13 protein-coding genes are annotated in these 17740 nt (G+C 73.4%); 11 read left to right on the top strand and 2 right to left on the bottom strand.

All coding sequences use genetic code 11. The features are described from left to right. The first annotated feature begins 169 nt into the window (after positions 1-169). A complete protein-coding gene (locus ACWDVW_RS16070; protein ID WP_449949081.1) occupies positions 170-1864 on the top strand; it encodes a hypothetical protein in 1695 nt (564 codons plus the stop codon). Here ACWDVW_RS16070 and ACWDVW_RS16065 read toward each other — a convergent pair. Continuing rightward, complete coding sequence (locus ACWDVW_RS16065; protein ID WP_449949078.1) at positions 1783-3717, bottom strand: hypothetical protein; 1935 nt, start codon at positions 3715-3717, stop codon at positions 1783-1785. The two genes, ACWDVW_RS16070 and ACWDVW_RS16065, sit on opposite strands and share 82 nt — an antisense overlap. 132 nt (positions 3718-3849) lie before the next feature. On the opposite strand from ACWDVW_RS16065, the gene ACWDVW_RS16060 reads away from it, so the two are divergent. Then, positions 3850-5382 (top strand): S8 family serine peptidase, encoded by a 1533-nt coding sequence (locus tag ACWDVW_RS16060; RefSeq protein ID WP_449949075.1) that lies wholly within the window; start codon positions 3850-3852, stop codon positions 5380-5382. 12 nt (positions 5383-5394) lie between these two features. Next, positions 5395-6591, top strand: a complete 1197-nt coding sequence (locus tag ACWDVW_RS16055) for a S8 family serine peptidase (protein WP_449949073.1) — start codon at positions 5395-5397, stop codon at positions 6589-6591. A 7-nt stretch (positions 6592-6598) separates the two neighbouring features. Here the strand turns inward: ACWDVW_RS16055 and eccCa are convergent, their stop codons facing one another. Beyond that, on the bottom strand, positions 6599-10594 hold the full coding sequence (gene eccCa / locus ACWDVW_RS16050) for a type VII secretion protein EccCa (RefSeq protein WP_449949070.1): 3996 nt from the start codon (positions 10592-10594) through the stop codon (positions 6599-6601). A 137-nt stretch (positions 10595-10731) separates the two neighbouring features. Between eccCa and eccD the strand changes: the two genes are divergently transcribed. From eccD to ACWDVW_RS16010, 8 genes are read left to right on the top strand one after another with little or no spacing between them, the layout of a single operon-like run. Then, entirely contained in the window at positions 10732-12129 is a 1398-nt protein-coding gene (gene eccD / locus ACWDVW_RS16045) for a type VII secretion integral membrane protein EccD (protein WP_449949067.1), read from the top strand. A 5-nt stretch (positions 12130-12134) separates the two neighbouring features. Continuing rightward, on the top strand, positions 12135-13532 hold the full coding sequence (gene eccB, locus ACWDVW_RS16040; protein WP_449949065.1) for a type VII secretion protein EccB: 1398 nt from the start codon (positions 12135-12137) through the stop codon (positions 13530-13532). Positions 13533-13590: 58 nt separating this feature from the next. Continuing rightward, complete coding sequence (locus tag ACWDVW_RS16035) at positions 13591-13890, top strand: hypothetical protein (RefSeq protein ID WP_396694401.1); 300 nt, start codon at positions 13591-13593, stop codon at positions 13888-13890. Between the two features lie 28 nt (positions 13891-13918). Continuing rightward, positions 13919-14215 (top strand): WXG100 family type VII secretion target, encoded by a 297-nt coding sequence (locus tag ACWDVW_RS16030; protein ID WP_387256962.1) that lies wholly within the window; start codon positions 13919-13921, stop codon positions 14213-14215. Positions 14216-14228: 13 nt separating this feature from the next. Beyond that, positions 14229-14552, top strand: coding sequence for a hypothetical protein (locus tag ACWDVW_RS16025; protein WP_131053792.1), 324 nt, complete (start codon positions 14229-14231; stop codon positions 14550-14552). A 45-nt stretch (positions 14553-14597) separates the two neighbouring features. Next, positions 14598-16916, top strand: coding sequence for a hypothetical protein (locus ACWDVW_RS16020; protein ID WP_449949061.1), 2319 nt, complete (start codon positions 14598-14600; stop codon positions 16914-16916). 15 nt (positions 16917-16931) lie between these two features. Further along, positions 16932-17402 (top strand): YbaB/EbfC family nucleoid-associated protein, encoded by a 471-nt coding sequence (locus tag ACWDVW_RS16015; RefSeq protein WP_449949059.1) that lies wholly within the window; start codon positions 16932-16934, stop codon positions 17400-17402. Continuing rightward, the gene (locus ACWDVW_RS16010; protein ID WP_449949057.1) at positions 17399-17734 is read left to right on the top strand and encodes a hypothetical protein; all 336 of its coding nucleotides are present in this window, start codon (positions 17399-17401) and stop codon (positions 17732-17734) included. Before ACWDVW_RS16015 ends, ACWDVW_RS16010 begins: the two co-directional genes overlap by 4 nt. The last annotated feature ends 6 nt before the right edge of the window (positions 17735-17740 follow it).

Here is a 17740-nt window from a genome sequence, read left to right as displayed (position 1 = left end):
AGCCGTTGACCGATCATCGCGCTCCCGCCACCGTGTGAACCTGACGACGGTGGCGTGCGTAGTGGGTGCGGCAACCGGGGTGTAGCGGGCCGGTGGTCCGGAGTGGATCTCGGTCGGGAAGGGACGGTCGACGATGGGGCTTCGCGTCAGTCGACGCCGGACCGGTGGCATGGCTGCGGTAGTGCTGGTGTCCGCCCTGCTGGCGCTCGCGACTGTCGGACCGGCCCGTGCCGCTGCACCGGCGGATACGCCGACGCCAGCGACCACGGGTTCCACCCGGTACTACGTCGTCGGCGTGACCGATCAGGGCACACCGGAGTTCCTGTACCAGATCGCGGCTCGCACTCTCGGCGACGGCAACCGGTTCCGGGAGATCTTCGAGCTCAACCGGGACCGGTTGCAGCCGGACGGCGAGCGGCTCACCGACCCGCTGGTGCTGCGCGAGGGCTGGCTGCTGGAGTTGCCGGCCGACGCCGAGGGACCCGGGGTGACGGTGGGACCGTTGCCGGAGGTGACGGCACCGGCCGCATCCGCCAGTGAGGCGCCGGTCGCCGGACCGCCGCCGACCGACCCGGACCCGGACGATGTCGGCGGCTTCCTGTTCCGGCTGGCTGCCTTCGGTGTCATGGTGGTGCTGCTCGCGATCGTGCTGTGGATGCTGCGACGCGGGCGGTCGGGACCGAGCCAGGCTGTCACCGCGTCGGTCGGGGAACCGTCCGCACCGCGCATCCGACCGGAGCGCAGCCCGGCATCCGGAGCGCAGGTCGCCCGGGCGTCCGGACCGCCGATGCCCGCCGTCGTCGTTTCGGCTGACACCGGACCGTCGGACACCGTCCCGGCATCCGACCCGCGCAGGAGGATTGCCGCCCCGGTCCCGCCACCGGTGCCCGCCCGCGTCGGTCTGACCGCCGAGGCCGGGCCGGGCCCCGTGAGCGACCAGGCCACCGATGTCGGGCCCCGCCCGGCGAGCACCCCGACCACCGATGTCGGCCCGGCCGTCAGCGCCAGCCCGTTCACCGATGCCGGCCCGGACCCCACGAGCGCGCCGGATCTCACTGACGGGCCCGAGACCAGCGGCGCGCCGGACGGCCCGACCGTCACCTCCCGCAGCCCGGCCAGCACGTCGGACGGTCCGATCGTCGCGTCGAGCTCGCGGGACGGGATCGACCAGCGGTTCACCTCCGGCCGGCCGGACCCCGCCGTGCACCCTCGACCCGAGAGCGGGACCAGCGGATACACCAAACTGCGGACCGAACTCGACGACGCGTCCACCGCACTGCGGGTCCAGCTCGTCGGGGCGGCCGGACCGTCCGAGCCGCCCGCGTACGCCTGGTTGGCCGACGACGAACAGCTCATCGGCGCCAGACTGCCGGTCCTGCTGGGCCACCGCGACGGGTGGGCCCTCTGGGTCGACCTGGCCCGGACCCCCGACGTCCTGACCGTGACCGGTGACCCGGTCGCCTGCCGACGACGGGCCGCGTCACTCGCCGGGCAACTGCTCGCGTCGGGCGTGGGCGTGATGGTCGTCGGCGACGCTCTCGGTGCCGACCCGCCGCCCGGCGTCCGCTGGTGGGACGACTTCCCCCTGGACGTGCCCGACCCTGGCAGCGGCCCGACCGTCGTGTTCAGTGGCGGGTTACGCGGCGCCCGGCTGCGGGCCGCGCGACGGATGGCGGCGGACAGCGGCGGCCGGGTGGTGCCGGTGCTCACCGGGGAGGTCCTCCGCGCCCGATGGTCGATCGTGGTCGACGTGACGACCCCGACCGGAGCGGTCACCCCGACTCAGGCGGACGGTGGCACGGCCGACAGCATCGCCGGCAACGACACAGCGGCCGACGACCCGGGGAGGACCATCCAGCCCTGAGCCGTCGGCCGGAACCTGCGGGTGACCGTCACCCGGGGATAGGCCCGGCTCGGCAGCGCCAGAGCGATCCCGGCAGCGCGCAGGCGCGGGGCCCGCGAGCGCACCAGCGGCAGATCGCCCAACCGATCCGCGGTCGCCGCGACGTCGATCGCCCGCCGCGGGGGCACCCGCAACTCGACCAGCCAGTGGCCGTCCCGGACACCAGGCTGCTCGCGGTGCAGCGGCAGCCAACCGCCGGGCAGCGCCCGTGCCGTGATGGGCACCAACGCGTAGCAGCGGCCGATGCGGGCCCGGGGCCAGCGGTCCGCGTCGTTGGGCAGGCCGACCACCCCGTGCCGCGCCCCGGAACACCGCAGCCAGACCGGTGCCGGCTCGTCGAATTCCTGCTCCAGCGTGGACACCGAGGCCCGGTCCAGGGAATAGGCGGCGAGCAACCGGACCCGGTCGAGCCGACCGGCCGGCAACAGGTACGCGTCGGCCTGCGCCAGCAGGTGCTGCAGGTCGGCCGGCACGTGCAGGTCGAGAGAGGTGACCCGGACGGCCCCGCCGGGTGCCACCCGGGCCCGGAACAGATACTCGCCACGGCGGCCGGCGGCGGCCTGCGCCAGATCGGGACGACCGATCAGGAACAGCTCCGCGGCCGGTATGCCACCGGCCAGCACCTCGGCGGGCGGAACCGGTGCCGTCACGTACAACTCGACCGGGGCGGTGTTCACCGGCAGGCCGTCGGTCAACCAGCTCACGCCGTACCCGGCGGGCCGTTGCGGATCGGCGGCGAGCACCGGCCGACGGCCCGCTGGTTGGTCGGTCGGCATGTCGGTCGGCACCACGCTGGTCCGAGGGGCGGCCGTCAGGCCGGCCATGATGACCTCGGTGGTCGGCAGCAGCCGGCCGTCGGCGGTGCTCAGGTAGCGCGGCGCACCGCCGCAGTCGCTGTCCGGCTGATGGTCCTGCCACCGGCCTGGCGCGCCACCGGCGTCCAGCGCCCGCAGGTCACCGGAGTCGGCAATAATCTCGGCGGTGCCACCGACCGGCGGCGTCCACACCGTCGCCCCACTGGCCTCGGCGAGCGCCGCGAGCGCGGCGGCCAGCCGGACCCGCTCGGCCGGATCAGCCGGCCAGGTGAGCCATAGCCGCAGGTCACCACCGTAGAGCGGCAGGGCGGACAGGGCCGCGGCCAGCGCCGGGCCGGTCAGGATCTCCTGGGTGCCCCGGTAGTCGCCGACCAGGAACCCGGCGGACCGGATCGTGACGGCCACGGTGACCAGATCGGGGTCGCCCGGAGCGAGGCGGGCCACCGCCGCCCGCCGGGCGGTGAAATCGGCCCGCGTCGCCAGCGCCAGCCCACCGGGCAGCGCCAGCGCGACCGTCCCGGTCCGGGCCTGCACAGTCCCGTCGACCAGATCGAACCAGCCGGGCAGCGACGACTCCAGACCCGGCGGCTGGATCACCATCCAGTCGACCGGGTTGCCGCCGGCCCGCTCCACGGCGACCGCGTCCCGTGGTGCCTCCGGCTCCTCGGGCAGCCACCGGTGCCGGACGTCGGCGCCCGCCGGTGTGATCAGCACGTCCTGACCGAGCATGGCGGCGACCTCGCGGAACAGGCTCGCCCGGCGCTCCCCGTCGGCGGTCAGCATCCGCACGTCGTCACCGGCGGCCCCCGAGCGGCGTACCAGGTCGGCGATGTCCTTCGCGGTCAGCGCCGGGCCGTCCGACCCGAGCGCCGCCAGCGCGCCGTCCGGTCGCGGCTCCAACCAGACGTCGAACAGTCCCTCCACCCGGCGGTGCCGGGCCACGTCGAGGCGACGGATCTGAGGGGGACCGCCGGACGCCGCGCGCGCGATGGGCCGCATATCGTCCATCTATAGCACCGCCGTACGACCTATGTGGATCACCGGCGACACACGCGATGAACCGGTCCGGCCCGGCGTGCGTAGTGCAGGCGTCGACATGGGGTGGACCCACCCGAGCGGAGGAGGCTGTCGGTGACGACACAGCGGCGTCTGTGGATCCGATGGTGGTGCGGGCTGCTCGTGCTGGCCGTCGTCGCGTCGCTGGCCACACCGCGTCCGGCGGCCGCCGCCCCGGTGGAGACCTACGCCAAGTACTACGTCGTCACCTCGTCCTACCAGGGCGAGCCGGAGCGGCTGTCGGTGATCACACAGCGGTTCCTGGGCACCACGGCACGGACCACCGACGTCCTGCACCTCAACACCGGCCGGGTGCAACCCGACGGCGGCCGGCTCACCGACCCGGACACGCTGCGTCCGGGCTGGATCATCGTGCTGCCCTGGGACGCCTACGGCGAGGGAGTCCGCTACGGCATGCTCTCCGCCGTCGGCACCCCCACCCCGACGCCAGGCACCCGACCGTCGACCGACCCCACCCCGACGCGGTCCCCGGCACCCGACACCGGCCGCTGCGCGGTCGCGGCCGGCCCGCAGACCGGCTCGGACTGGGCCCGGCAGGAACTGGCCGCCGAGCAGGCATGGGCACTCACCGAGGGCAGCGGCGTCCTGGTCGCGGTGGTCGACTCCGGAGTGGACGGCAGCCGTCCCCCGCTCGGCGGGCGGGTCACCACCGGGGTCGACATCGTCGCCGGCAACGAGCGCGGTGACGTCGACTGTCTCGGCTCCGGCACCGCGATGGCCGGCATCATCGCCGCCCGGGACGACGGAACCGAGACCGGCGGCGGCGTCGCCCCCGCCTCGGCCGTGCTGCCCGTGCGGGTGGTGACGACGACCCCACAGGCGCGGGCCGCCGACGTCGCCACCGGCATCGAGGTCGCCGTCTCCGCCGGCAGCACCGTGGTGGCGCTCGGCGGATACGTCGACCCGGCCGCCCCGGAGGTGGCCGCGGCGATCCGCGCCGCGCTCGCGCACGACGTGGTCGTCGTGGCCGGCGCCGCGACGAACACCGACCCCGCGACCGGGCCCGACGACGCGGACGGCCTGCTGCGGGTCGCCGGTGTCGGGGCCGACGGCCAACTGGCCGCCGACTACCGCAGCGGTGCGGTGGACCTGGTCGCGCCCGCCATCGACATCGCCACCCTCGTCGCCGGCAGGGACGGGACGCGGGCCGGCAGCGGCACCCAGTACGCGGTCGCGTTCGTCGCAGGAGCCGCCGCGCTGGTCCGGGCGGCGCTGCCCAACCTCGACGCCGCGGCGGTGGCCCACCGGCTGCGGGTCACCGCGAACCCGGCCGCCTCGCGCGTACCGGACCCGCTGACCGGCTTCGGCATGGTCGACGCCGGCGCGGCCGTGACCGCGACGCTGTCCGAGGAGGAACGGCACGACGAACTCGCCACCCTCGGCGACGACGCGCCCCCCGCACCGGCGGCAGTGGCCGTGCTGGTGGTGCTCCTGCTGGCCGCGGCGGCCGGAGGTCTCGCCTGGTGGTCACGACGGTTCCGCAACCGATCCGGCGGCACGATCCCCGACGACGTGCCGAGCCACGACCACCAGCACCGGCCCGACGATGATCTGCCGGCCCGACCGCCGGCCGACCGGATCGACTGAGAGGAGACGGCGGTGCCCGTCGGACGTACGGTCTGCCGAGCTGCGCTCGGCATCTGTGTCGCGGTCACGGCGCTGGTCGTACCGGCGGCCCCCGCCCACTCCCGACAGAACGAACCGCCGGCCCTGCCGACGGTGACCGACGGGTGCGTCGGCGCGTCACCGGTCACCGTCACGGGGATGCCGTGGGCGGTGGCCCGGCTGGGTCCGTCGGCGGCCTGGCCACTGACCCGTGGTGCCGGGGTGATCGTGGCGGTGGTCGACAGCGGGGTCAGCGCCACCGTCCCGGCACTGCGCGGAGCCGTGTCGGCCGGTCGGGACGTGACCGACGGTGCCCGCGCCGACCGGGACTGCCTCGGCCGGGGCACCACGCTGGCCGGGATCGTCGCCGCCCGCCCGATCAGCGGCACCGCGGTCGTCGGGATCGCCCCGGCGGCGACGGTGCTGCCGATCCGGATCATCGATCGCGACGGGCGGGTGCCGCCGACCGGGCTCGCCGACGGGATCCGGGCCGCCACCACCCTCGGCGCCGACGTGATCCTGGTCGGCACCGGCCGTCCCGGCACCGACGACCGGCTCGCCTCGGCGGTCGCCGAGGCCGTGGCCCGCGACATCGTGGTGGTCGCCGCCGTCGACGACCGGGCGACACCGTCGTCGGCCACCGCGCCATCGGCCTGGTATCCGGCCGCGTTCCCGCAGGTGCTGGCCGTCGGCGGGATCGACCCGGACGGCGCACCGACCGAGGACAGCCCACCGTCGGCCGGCGTCGACCTGGTGGCGCCCGCCACTGGCGCGGTCAGCGTCGCACCCACCGGCACCGGCCACTACCGGGTCGGTGGTCCCGCCGTCGCCGCCGCGTACGTCGCCGGGACCGCCGCGCTGGTGCGGTCGTACCACCCGGGGCTGACCCAGGCGCAGGTCCGCGACCGGCTGCGGCTGACCGCCGAACCACCGTCGGTGCCGGGTGACCCCTGGCTGGGCGCCGGCACCGTCGACCCGTACGCGGCGGTCACCGTGATCGACCCGACGCTGGCCGGAACCCCGACCCGCGAACCGGTCCCGGCGGCCGTCCTGGCACCCGTCCCGGCGCCCGATCCGGCGGTCCGTCGCGCCGCCGTGGGGACCGCCCTCCTGCTCCTGTCGACCGCCGTGGCACTGCTCTCGGTCGCGATCCTGCGGCGTGGCCGACGCCGCCGCTGGGATCCGCGCTGACCGCACGTCATCCGGCGACGCCGGCCACCGCACCGGCCGACGGCGACAGCTCCGGCGGCGGCGTCCACCCGGTCTGGATCAGTCGGTGCCCCCGGCGGGTGCACAGCAGCGCGCGCCCCGGCGGCAGGATGCGCGGCTTGGTGTTGCCGAGCAGCGGCCCCTCCGACGGCGGGCAGGACAGCGCCAGGTCGGGACTGTTCGTCTCCTGTAGCCGACGGATCAGCGGGTCCATCGACATCCGCATCACCCCGGCCGCACCCCTCGTCAGGACCAGGTGGAAGCCGATGTCGGTGCCCTGCGGCAGGAACGGGATCAGCGGGGCCAGCGGACTGTCGTGGCCGGCGAGCAGGTCGTAGTCGTCGACGAGGACGAACAGCCGCGGCCCGGTCCACCAGTCCCGGCGACGCAGTTGCTCGGGCGTGACGTCGGTGCCCGGCATCCGGCTCTGCAGCCCCTCGACCGCACTGGCCACGGTCTCCTTCGTGGCCCCCGGGGACACCGAGTACCCGAGCCGGTACGGCGCGGGAACGGAGTCGAAGAGCCGCCGACGGTAGTCCACCACCATGATCCGGGCCTCCTTCGGCGTGAACCGCCGGGTCACCCCGTCGACCAGCAGACGCAGCAGACTGGTCTTGCCGCTCTCCGTGTCGCCCAGGGCGGTCAGGTGCGGCACCTCCTCGAAGTTGTGCCAGACCGGCTGCATCCGCTCCTCGTCGATGCCGAGGGCCACCCGCAGGTCGCCGTCCGGCGGCGGCAGCTCGGTGGCCGGCAGCAGGGCGGGCAGCGTACGCACCGGCGGCGCGGGCTGCCCGGCCCAGAAGTCCCGCACCGACGCGGTCAGGTCCCGAGCACCCTCGGCCACGCTGTCCGCGTCACCGCAGCCGTCGATACGCGGCAACCCGCCGAGGAAGTGCATCTTCTGTGCCGTCAGCCCTCGACCGGGCAGGTGCGGCACCGTGGCCGCCAACCGCAGGTCGATGGCGGAGTCGACGGCGTCACCGAGACGCAGTTCCAGCCGGGTGCCGAGCTGGTCCCGCATGCCGTGGTGCACCTCGGACCAGCGGGCGGCGGTGAGCAGCACGTGCACCCCGAAGTTGAGCCCCCGCGCGACGATCTGCCGGATCGCGGTGTCCGCGGCCTCGAACTCCTGCCGCACCGTGAACCAGCCGTCGACCACCAGGAACACGTCACCGTACGGGTCGTCGGCGATCGTGCCGTCGGCCCGCGCCCGCCGGTAGGTGGCCATCGAGTCGACGCCGAGACTGCCGAAGCGCCGCTCCCGCTCGGTGACCAGGGCACTGATCTCGGCGACGATCCGGCTCACCCGGTCGATCTCCAACCGCCCGGCGACGCTGCCGACGTGCGGCAGGTCGGCGATCGTCGACAGGGTGCCCCCACCGAAGTCCAGACAGTAGAACTGCACCTGCGCCGGACTGTGGGTCAACGCCAACGCGCAGATCACCGTACGCAGCAGCGTGCTCTTGCCGCTCTGCGGACCACCGGCGATGCCCACGTGCCCACCGACGCCGGCCAGGTCCACCACCATCAGCTCACGGACCTGCTCGAACGGCTTGTCCACGAACCCCACCGGCACCGCCAGGCGACCGGCGCCGGGCCAGTCGGCGGCCCGCAGCCCGTCCTGCGGATCCGGGGCCAGCGCGGGCAGCAACTGGTCCAGCGTCGGCGCGGCGGACAACGGCGGCAGCCACACCTGATGCGCCGGCGGCCCCTGGTCGACGAGCTGGGACACCACGACCGACAACACACTCGGCGCCGTCACGTCGGCCTCGTCCGGCGTGACCTCCGCCGCCGAGGGCGCCTCCACCGGAGTGCGGTACGGCACGTGCTCCAACAGATACGGCACCAACTGCCGCTGCACCACGTCCTGCCGGGACCGGACGGCCCTGGGCCGGTGCGCACCGGAGACGTAGGCGGCCTTGAACCGGATCAGCGTCGACACGTCGGTCCGCAGATAACCGTTGCCGGGCTGACTGGGCAACTCGTGCGCGTCCGGCACACCGATCACCGATCGCGACTCCATCGACGAGAACGTCCGCAGTCCGATCCGGTACGACAGGTGCGACTCCAACTGGGTGATCCGACCGTCGTCGAGGCGCTGACTGGCCAGCAGCAGATGCACCGCGAGCGACCGTCCCAGCCGACCGATCATGACGAACAGGTCGATGAAGTCACGGTGCGCGGCGAGCAGTTCACTGAACTCGTCGACCACGACGAACAACGTGGGCAACGGATCCAGCGGAGCTCCCTGAGCGCGGGCACGTTCGTAGTCCAGCGCCGAGCTGTAGCCACCGGCCTGCCGCAGCAGCTCCTGCCGGCGGACCAGTTCCCCGTGCAGCGCGTCGCGCATCCGGCTCACCAGCGCCGCCTCGTCGGCCAGGTTGGTGATCACCGCCGAGGTGTGCGGCAGCCGGTCCAGCCCCAGGAACGTGGCACCGCCCTTGAAGTCCACCAGGATCAGGTTCAACGTCTCACTGGAGTGCGTCGCCGCGAGCGCCAGCACGAGCGTACGCAGCAGCTCGCTCTTGCCCGAGCCGGTCGCCCCGATCAGCATGCCGTGCGGACCCATCCCGCCCAGCGCCGACTCCTTGATGTCCAACTCCACCGGCGCACCGTCGGAGTCCACCCCGATCGGCACCCGCAGCCGGTCCGTCGCCGACCGGGGCGCCCAGGCGACGTCGAGATCGAGCCGGCTCAGGTCGGCGACCCCGAGCAGCGCCCCCAGGTCGAAGTCGGAGTCGAGCGCCTCGGCGACCGGCTCGGTGGCGACACCGAGCCGGTACGGCGACAGGATCCGCGCCACCGCCCGGGCCCGGGCGACACTGAGCCGGTCGGCGCGGGCCAACGGCGACCGCTTCTCCCGACCGACCGCGTCGTGCCGCACCATCTCCAACCGGTCCTCGACCAGGTCGAGCCAGAGCAGATGCCGGGGCGTACTGGCCGGCGCGGTGCCGATGTCGACCAGCACCGCGTTGCGGTAACCGCCGGAGGTCATCCGGGCCCCGGTCGGGATCCGCCCACCGTCACAGACGACCAGCACGTACGGCTCGTCGCGACTCGGCGTGGCGCCCTGCTCGTAGCGCGGGCGGGCGAGGAACCCCTCACCGAGCAGCCGCTCCACCCCCTCGATGCTCTCCGCGACCAGCCGCGTGGCCCCGGCCGCGTCCTGCTCGACCGGATGCTGGATGTGCGGCAGCCACTTCGCCCACTCCCAGGCGGCGGCGCCCTCACCACCCAGACACAGCGCGACCACCACCTCCTCGGGCGCGTGCAGGGTCACCAACTGAGTGATCATGGCGCGCAGCACCGCACGGACACCGTCGGCGTCACCGGTGAACCGGATCAGCGCGAAACCGCGCAGGAACACGGCGACCGGTTGGTCCTCAAGCGTGTTGTACGCCTTGATGAAACGGCGCAGCGACTTCGCCGACAACGGCTCCAGATCCTCGATCGGCTTGGTCTGCAACGGCACGATCGGGGTGGCCAACCGCGCGCGACCGGTGCCCAGCCGAACCTCCAGGAAATCCGGATGGCTGGCCCGGCGCTCCCACCGCCGCGACGTCATCGCCACCGACCACAGCGCACCGGGGTCGGGATGCCGCCAGGCGCCCGCGTCGCGCTGCTGGGCCACGGTCCGTCGCACCCGGCGGCGGTTCTGCGCCAGGTAGCGCAGATAGTCGCGGCGGTCGCCGCCGAGCCGACGTTTGCGGTCACCGCCGGAACTCACCATCAGCCCGATCAGCATCCCGCCCATCGCGACCACCATCAGACCGATCATCACCCAGGTCATCGCGCCCCGGCCGCCACCGACGAACATCAGCATCATGACGCCGGACATCACCATCATCGGCATGATCGTCATGACCTGACGCAGCCCACCCGACTGCGTCTCGGGCAGTTCGGGCGGCTCCTGGAGGCTGATCTCACCCGCCGGCATCTCCGGGCCGTTACGCCGCGCAGGTCGCCGGAACACCACTGTGGTCACGGTCCGCCCTCCTGTCCCGCTGCGGACCGCCCCGATCGACCGCCCGCGCGCTCCTACTACGCACCGACTCGGGCGACGGGTCAAAAAATTTTCCGCACCTGCGTTGAACCGCCTCGACGACGGCCCGTAGAGAGGGCATGACCATCGCCGTTGGTGAGCAGATGTGCCGACTGGTCGTCTGCGGACCGGATCGGCAGATCGAGCTGGCCGTACCCGCCCAGGTGCTGGTCGCCGACCTGCTGCCGGCACTGCTGCACCACCTCGGGGAGGACCTGGCGGACACCGGTCTGCTGCACGGCGGCTGGGTGCTGCAGCGCCTCGGCGCACCACCGTTCGACGAGGACGGCACCGTCGCCTCCCTCGGCCTCCGCGACGGCGACACGGTGCACCTGCGCCCGCGCGCCGAACAGATCCCGCCGGTCGACTTCGACGACCTGATCGACGGCGTGGCCACCGGAGCCCGCGCGCGGTCCGGCCTGTGGCGACCGCAGATGGTGCGCTGGGCGGCGCTCGGCGTACTCGGTGTACTGCTCGGCACCGGCGTCGCCGTGCTGGCGGCACCCGGCCCACCCGTACCCCGCCTGCTCTGCGCGGCCGGGCTCGCGCTGGGCTGCCTGGCCGCCGCGTTCGCGCTCACCCGGGCCGTCGGTGACCGGGCCGCCGGCACGGTCTTCCTGGTCGCCGCCGTCGCACACGCCGGCCTCGCCGGACTGCTGGTGCCGGAGATCGGCCGCCCCGACACCACCCTGACGGTGGACGGGCCACGGCTCGTCGTCGCGGCGACCGCCGTGTTCACCACCGCCGCCCTCGGCCGGATCCTGCTCGGCCGGGCCGGTCCACTCTTCGCCACCGTCCTCACCGCAGCCCTGTTCACCGCCGCCGGCGCCGCACTCGCCGCGTTCGTCCCGATGAGCACCGTGCGGGCCGCCGCCGTCGTCGCGGTCGCCGCCACCGTCGCCGGTACGGCCGTGCCCCTGCTCGCCTTCCGCCTCGCCGGACTGCACCTCGAACCGCTGCCCGTGCAGCCCGAGCATCTGCAGGACGGCATCGACCCCGAGCCGAGCGAACCGCTGCTGAACCGGACCGCCACCGCCGACCGCTACATGACCGCGCTGTACACCGGCCTGGCCGCCGTCACGCTCGTCGCCCTGACGCTGGTCGGTGCCGCCGACGGCTGGGCGGCACCGACCCTGGTCGTCCTCGTCGCCACCGTACGGCTGCTCGCCGCCCGCCCGATGACCAGCGCATGGCACCGACTCGCACTGTGCACACCGGCCGTGCTCGGACTGGCCACGGTCCTGCTGCACGTGAGCACCGCCGGCGCCGGCTGGCCGCGCCTACTGGTCCCGGCCGTCCTGGTGCCGATCGGCGCGGCACTGCTGATCACCGCCGCCCGCACCCTGCCCGGTCGGCGGCTCATGCCGTACTGGGGACGCATCGGCGACCTGACCCACACCCTGGCGATGGTCGCGGTCTTCCCGGTCCTGCTCGCCGTCCTCGACGTCTACGCCTTCGCCCGGGCCCTGGGCGGCTGAGGGTCGTGCAGTCACGTCGGGACCAGGTGCAGGCCCAGTCGTACGTGCTGGGCCGACTCACCGGCGCGCTGGTGGCGGGGGAACCGGAGACACCGGAGAACCCGCACCGTCGCATGCTGGTCGGCAGCCTCGCCGGACTGCTGGTCGCCGCCCTGGTCGTCGCCGGCTTCGCGGTCTACGGCTTCCTGCGCCCCGGCGGCGCCGACAGTTGGCGAGCGCCCCGACAACTCGTCGTCGAGAAGGAGACCGGCAGCCGGTACGTCCTCGTCGACGGCACGCTGCGCCCGGTGCTCAACTACACCTCCGCCCGGCTGATCCTCGGCGCCGTACCCAAGGTCGTCTCGGTCTCCGGCCGCTCGCTGGCCGACGTACCACGCGGACGCCCGCTCGGCATCGTCGGTGCCCCCGACGCCCTCCCCGCACCCGGAGCGCTCGACGGCACCGCCTGGCACGTCTGTGCGCCGGCAACCCGGGACGGCGCGGACACCCAGGCCACCACGACCACCCTGGCGGTCGACCGGTCGATGACCGACATCCCGCTGCCTGCGGACCAGGCGATGGTCGCCCGCGTCGCGGCCGGTCCGACGTTCCTGGTCTGGCAGGGGCGACGCTTCGCGTTGACCCGCGACTGGCTGAGTCGGGCTTTCGGCTACGACGGCATACCCGTACTGGTCGAGCCCGGCTGGCTGGAGCAACTGCCGGTCGGCCCGGACCTCGCGCCGGTGCCCGTACCCGACCGGGGTCGACCGGGACCGGAGGTGGACGGCCGCCCCACCCGGATCGGCCAACTCTTCGTGGTCCGCGTCGCGGGCCTGCCCGAACGTCACTACCTGCTGCACCGCGACGGGCTCAGCCAACTCGGCCCGCTGGCTTACGGCCTGGTGGAGAGCGACCCGGACACGGCCGGGGCGTACCGGCCCGCGCCGGTGGCGCCGACGGCGATGAGCCCTGCGGCGCTGGCCCGGCTGCCGGTCTCCACCCAGCCGACCGTCCCCGCCGACCTGCCACCCACCCCGCCGACCCGGGCCGAACCCGGACCGGGCCGCGTCTGGTGCGTGCGGCACACCGACGGCGGGGGCATCGGGGTGACGTCACGACCACCCCTGACCGCACCGGCTGCCCGCACCGTCGACGGCACCGGTGTGACCCGCACCGCCCAGACGGCCGGCGCGGTGTCGATCGCCCCCGGGGTCGGCGGCCTCGTCCGGCTCGGTCGCCCCGGTCAGCTTCCCGGCATCGGCTACTTCCTGGTCACCGACGCCGGGATCAAGTATCCGCTCGCCGACCCGTCCGTCGCCGAGGCTCTCGGCTACCACCTGGACGGCGCGGCGACGGTGACCAGAGGCCTGCTGGACCTGCTGCCGACCGGACCGCTGCTCGACCCCGAGCTGGCCCGCAGATGACCGGCACCGCGACCGCGACGGCCGGACGGACCGGACACCCGACACGAAGGAGAGCGAGATGCCCGCACAGAACGAAGTAGACGAACAGACCATCCGCCAACTGCTGTCGGCGTTCGAGGTGGCGATGGCCAACTGCAACGCCGCCGACGCCAGCGTCGACGCGGTCAACTCGTCGATGCAGTGGCACGGCGAGGCCCGCACCCTCTACGGACAGGAACTGTCCAACTGGCGCGGCGGCCTCAACCAGGTCCGCAACGGTCTGGAGATGCTGCGGACCGCGATGAGCCAGTACCTCCAGGCCACCAGCAACGCCGAGCTGGAGACCTCCTCGCACTCCCGCTGGTACCAGGGCGACTGACCGCCTCCTGCGACGAAAGGAATCCCCGATGGCCACCTACGGACTCAACCCCGACGGACTGCTCGGCAGCGGCGAGGAACTGCGCGGCGTCACCCGGTCGATCGACAACGCCCTCGACGAGCTGAACGCCGTCGTCAACCGGTTCATCACGATGAACCTCGGCGGTGCCGCCGAGTCGTACCGGGCGGCGCAGACCGTCTGGGAGGGCGGAATGACGACGATGAACAACTCGCTCGGCTCCGGTGCCGCCGCCATCGACCGCATCCGCGAGACGTACCAGGTCGCGGACGCCCAGGGCGCGGCCCTGTTCCAGGGCAACCTCTGAACGGGGTACGAGAATGCCGATCCACGTCGACGACGGGATGCTCAACGACTTCGTCGCCGTCAACATGACCCTGGCCACGCAGGCGCCCGGCGCTGCGCAGGGACCGATCAACAACCTGGTCATCCGTCCCGGACACGAGAACTTCGTGGTCGGGCAGACCCTCGCCAACCTGATCCGCACCAACGGCTCCGCGATCCAGGCCCGGCTGGACGAGATCGGCACCCTGTCCGCCACCCGCGGGCAGCAGTTGCGGGCGTTCATGGCGCTCACCGACGGTGCCGAGACGCTCAACGAGATGTCGGCCGCCGAGTTCGGCAGCCGGCTGCCGGCCTTCTGACCACCCTCGGGCCCGGGCACGACCTGCGACAACGGGAGGAGCAACATGACCCAGCCTGGTGACGCGTTCACCGGTAGCCGGTCCATGGAGTGGATGCCGGCGTTGCGGGACGTGCTCGGGTCCGAGGAACAGGCGGACCCGGGGGTCGCGGCCCGCAACACCTGGATCCAGCTCGACACCTCGTTCTGGCAGGTGACCGAGAACGGCAACCAGAGCCCGTGGAACCACTGGATGCCCGGTGACCAGGAGGGCTGGAACCGGATCACCCTCTATCGCAAACGTCGGCACGGCGGCCGGGACTCCCGGATGTACTTCCAGCTCATCCGGGGCTGGGTCACCTTCTTCGAAGGCGGCGACGACTCCCCGGCCAGCCATTCGCAGCGGACGGTGAACGCCAGCGGTCCGATCGTCTCCGGCATCCGCGCCAACCAGTTCCTGGACGCCCAGACGTTCTCCGACGCCGCCCACCTCTACTGGCAGGTGACGGACTGGCTGATGAACGGCGGCCAACCGGCCGTCCGGGCCGTGGTCGACCGGATCGACCAGGACCGGGCCGGCTTCGACGGTACGGCCGCCGACGCGTTCGTCTTCGCCATGGCCGACATGGCCCGGACCATGCTCTATCTCAAGGAGAACATCACCGAACAGGGCGACTGGGTCCAACTGCTCAACGACAACAGCACCGCGATCGGCACCTTCAAGACCGCGATGGAGAACGCCTGGAACGCTTTCGTCGCCTACCGCTACCACGACCCGAACTGGCTGGTGTGGGAGGTGCTGCGCGCCATGGAGCGCCAGGTCGACGAGCACGACGCGCGGACGAGCAGTGGGACCTGGACGGCCGGGCCCGAACAGCCGTGGACGTTCTCGTTCCCGGACCAGGGCCTCGGCACGTACGACCTGATGAGCAACGACGGCTGGAACCAACTGAACGACGCGATGAAGTCGACCTGGGTCAGCAACCTGGAGGCGTTGAACCTCGCCTCGGTCAACGCCACCCAGGCGCTCATCACCAGCTTCAACCTGACGATCCAGGCGATGCGACGCGGGGTCTTCCCGCTGTACCGGGGCGTCTACTACTCGCCGCAGGACGACAACCCGTTCGGCAACGGTCCGAACAACCCGTTCGGCAACGGGCCGGGCGGGGGCGGCTCCGGCGGCTCCGACTTCGGCGGTGGGCCGGGCGGTGACGAGTTCGGCGCGAACATCGGCGGTGGCGGGAACGACGGCGGCTCCGGCGGCGCGGAGTTCGGTGGCGGTGGCTCGGGCGGCGCCGACTTCGGCGATGGGTCGGGTGGTGAGGGCTTCGGCGGTGCGAACGTCGGCGGCGGTCCGGGGGGTTCCGGCTCCAGCGGATCCTTCGACCCGTCCGGCCTCGGCGCCGAGGGATCCGGCGGCGGGTCGGGCGGAGCGTTCGGCAGCGGTGGCGCGGGTGGGGGGTCCACCGGTGGATTCGACCCGTCCGGTCTTGGCGGCGGCGGATCCAGCGGCACTGTCGGCCTCGATGGCCTGGGCGGTGGTACCGGCGGTGTGGGCGGTGGTATCGGCAGCGGCGGTACGGCCGGCTCCGGCTCCTTCCTGCCCGGCCTGGGCGGTGGTGTCGTGGGCGGCGCGCCCGGTGGCGGGACGTCCGGTGGCGGTTCCCGATCCGGGTCCGGCGGCAGCGCCGGCCTGGGCGGCCTGACCCCGCCGTCCACGTCGAATCCGTCGGGCGGTGACTCGGGCGTCGTCGGCGGTCCGGGCCGTGACGGCTCGGCGTCGGGCGGCGTGTCGACCGGCGGCAGCGGTGGCCTGGGTGGCCTGACGCCGCCGTCCACGTCGTACCCCTCGGTCGTCGATCCCGGGGCGGTCGGCGGTGTGGGCTCCGGAGGCTTCGACTCCGGCGGCTCGTCGGCCGGCCTCAACGGCGGTGCCGTCATCGGTCCGATCGGCGAACCACCGCCCGGCTACGTGGCGGGCTCGGCCCTACCCGGCTTCGCCGGCGTGGCCGGCAACGGCACCGGCGCGGTCACCAGTGGCGGGTTCATGGCCGGTGCACCGTTCGGACCCGCCGGGGCAGCCGGTGCCGGGATACCCGGGATGGGCGGCATGGGCGGCTTCCCGATGATGCCGCCGATGGGTGGCCTGGGGCAGGGCGGCGGCCGCGACAACGACAAGGACCGCGAACGGACCACCTGGCTCGCCGAGGAGGAAGAGGTGTGGGGCACCGATCCCGACTGCGCCCCGGCCGTGATCGGTCGCGACGACCTCGACGAGGCGGACTCCGGTGAGGGTATGCGCCCCGGCCGGTCGAACGTGCCGTCGCGTGGTCCGGGATCGCCGTACGGCCCGACGCACCGGGACACCACCCGGCGTCGGAACTAGTGAGGAGGTAACGACATGCCCGGTCCCCTGCAGGACCAGATCGAGCAGGCGTACGCCGAACTGGCCGCCAGCCAGGCGGCGATCGCCGACGTGCAGTCCCGTCTGGACGGCTCCGAGACGAGCGTGACGTCGAAGAACCGGGTCATCACGGTCACCGTCAACAGCCGTGGCGATCTCGTCGACATCCGGTTCCTGAGCCGGTCGTACCGCAGCATGCCGTCGGCCGAGCTGGCGACCCTGCTCGTCGACACCATCGGAGCGGCCCGACAGCAGGCCCAGGCAGCCGTCGCGGCCGCCTTCGCCGCGGTCCTGCCGCCCGGGATGCCGGTCCTCGACATGATCAACGGAGAGGCCGACTTCGAGTCGATGATGCGCGACGCCCTCCGGCTGGTGAACGACCCGTGGCCCGGCACCGACCCACCCACGTCCCGACCGACCGGAGCAGCGGCGGCAGACAGCGGTGACGGTACCGGGAGCCGACCGTGAGCGCCCCGCTGTCGGCGGACACGGACCGGCTGCGGCAGGAGGCGTTCGCCGCCTACTTCGCGCACATGCAGGCGGTCGTCGAGACGTTCGAGGGCGAGGTGGGTGCTAACACCCCGGTCGTGCTCAGCGTCCGTGGCGAGGTCGACGAGGCGGTCGCCGCCGACCTGGACCGCGAGTTGCCGACGGCGCGGTACCTGCTGACCGGCCTGCGGGAGCTGGCCGTCGGCGATGGGAGTCGGGTGGAGGAGCTGGCCGCGCTGCTGGCCAGGTACGAGGCGGAGAACGGGGACACGGCGACCGGCTGGTCCGGCGGCCCACCCGTGCGTAGCTGACGGTGC

Source organism: Micromonospora sp. NPDC003241 (assembly GCF_053589795.1).
This window is presented reverse-complemented; position numbering and strand designations above follow the sequence as displayed.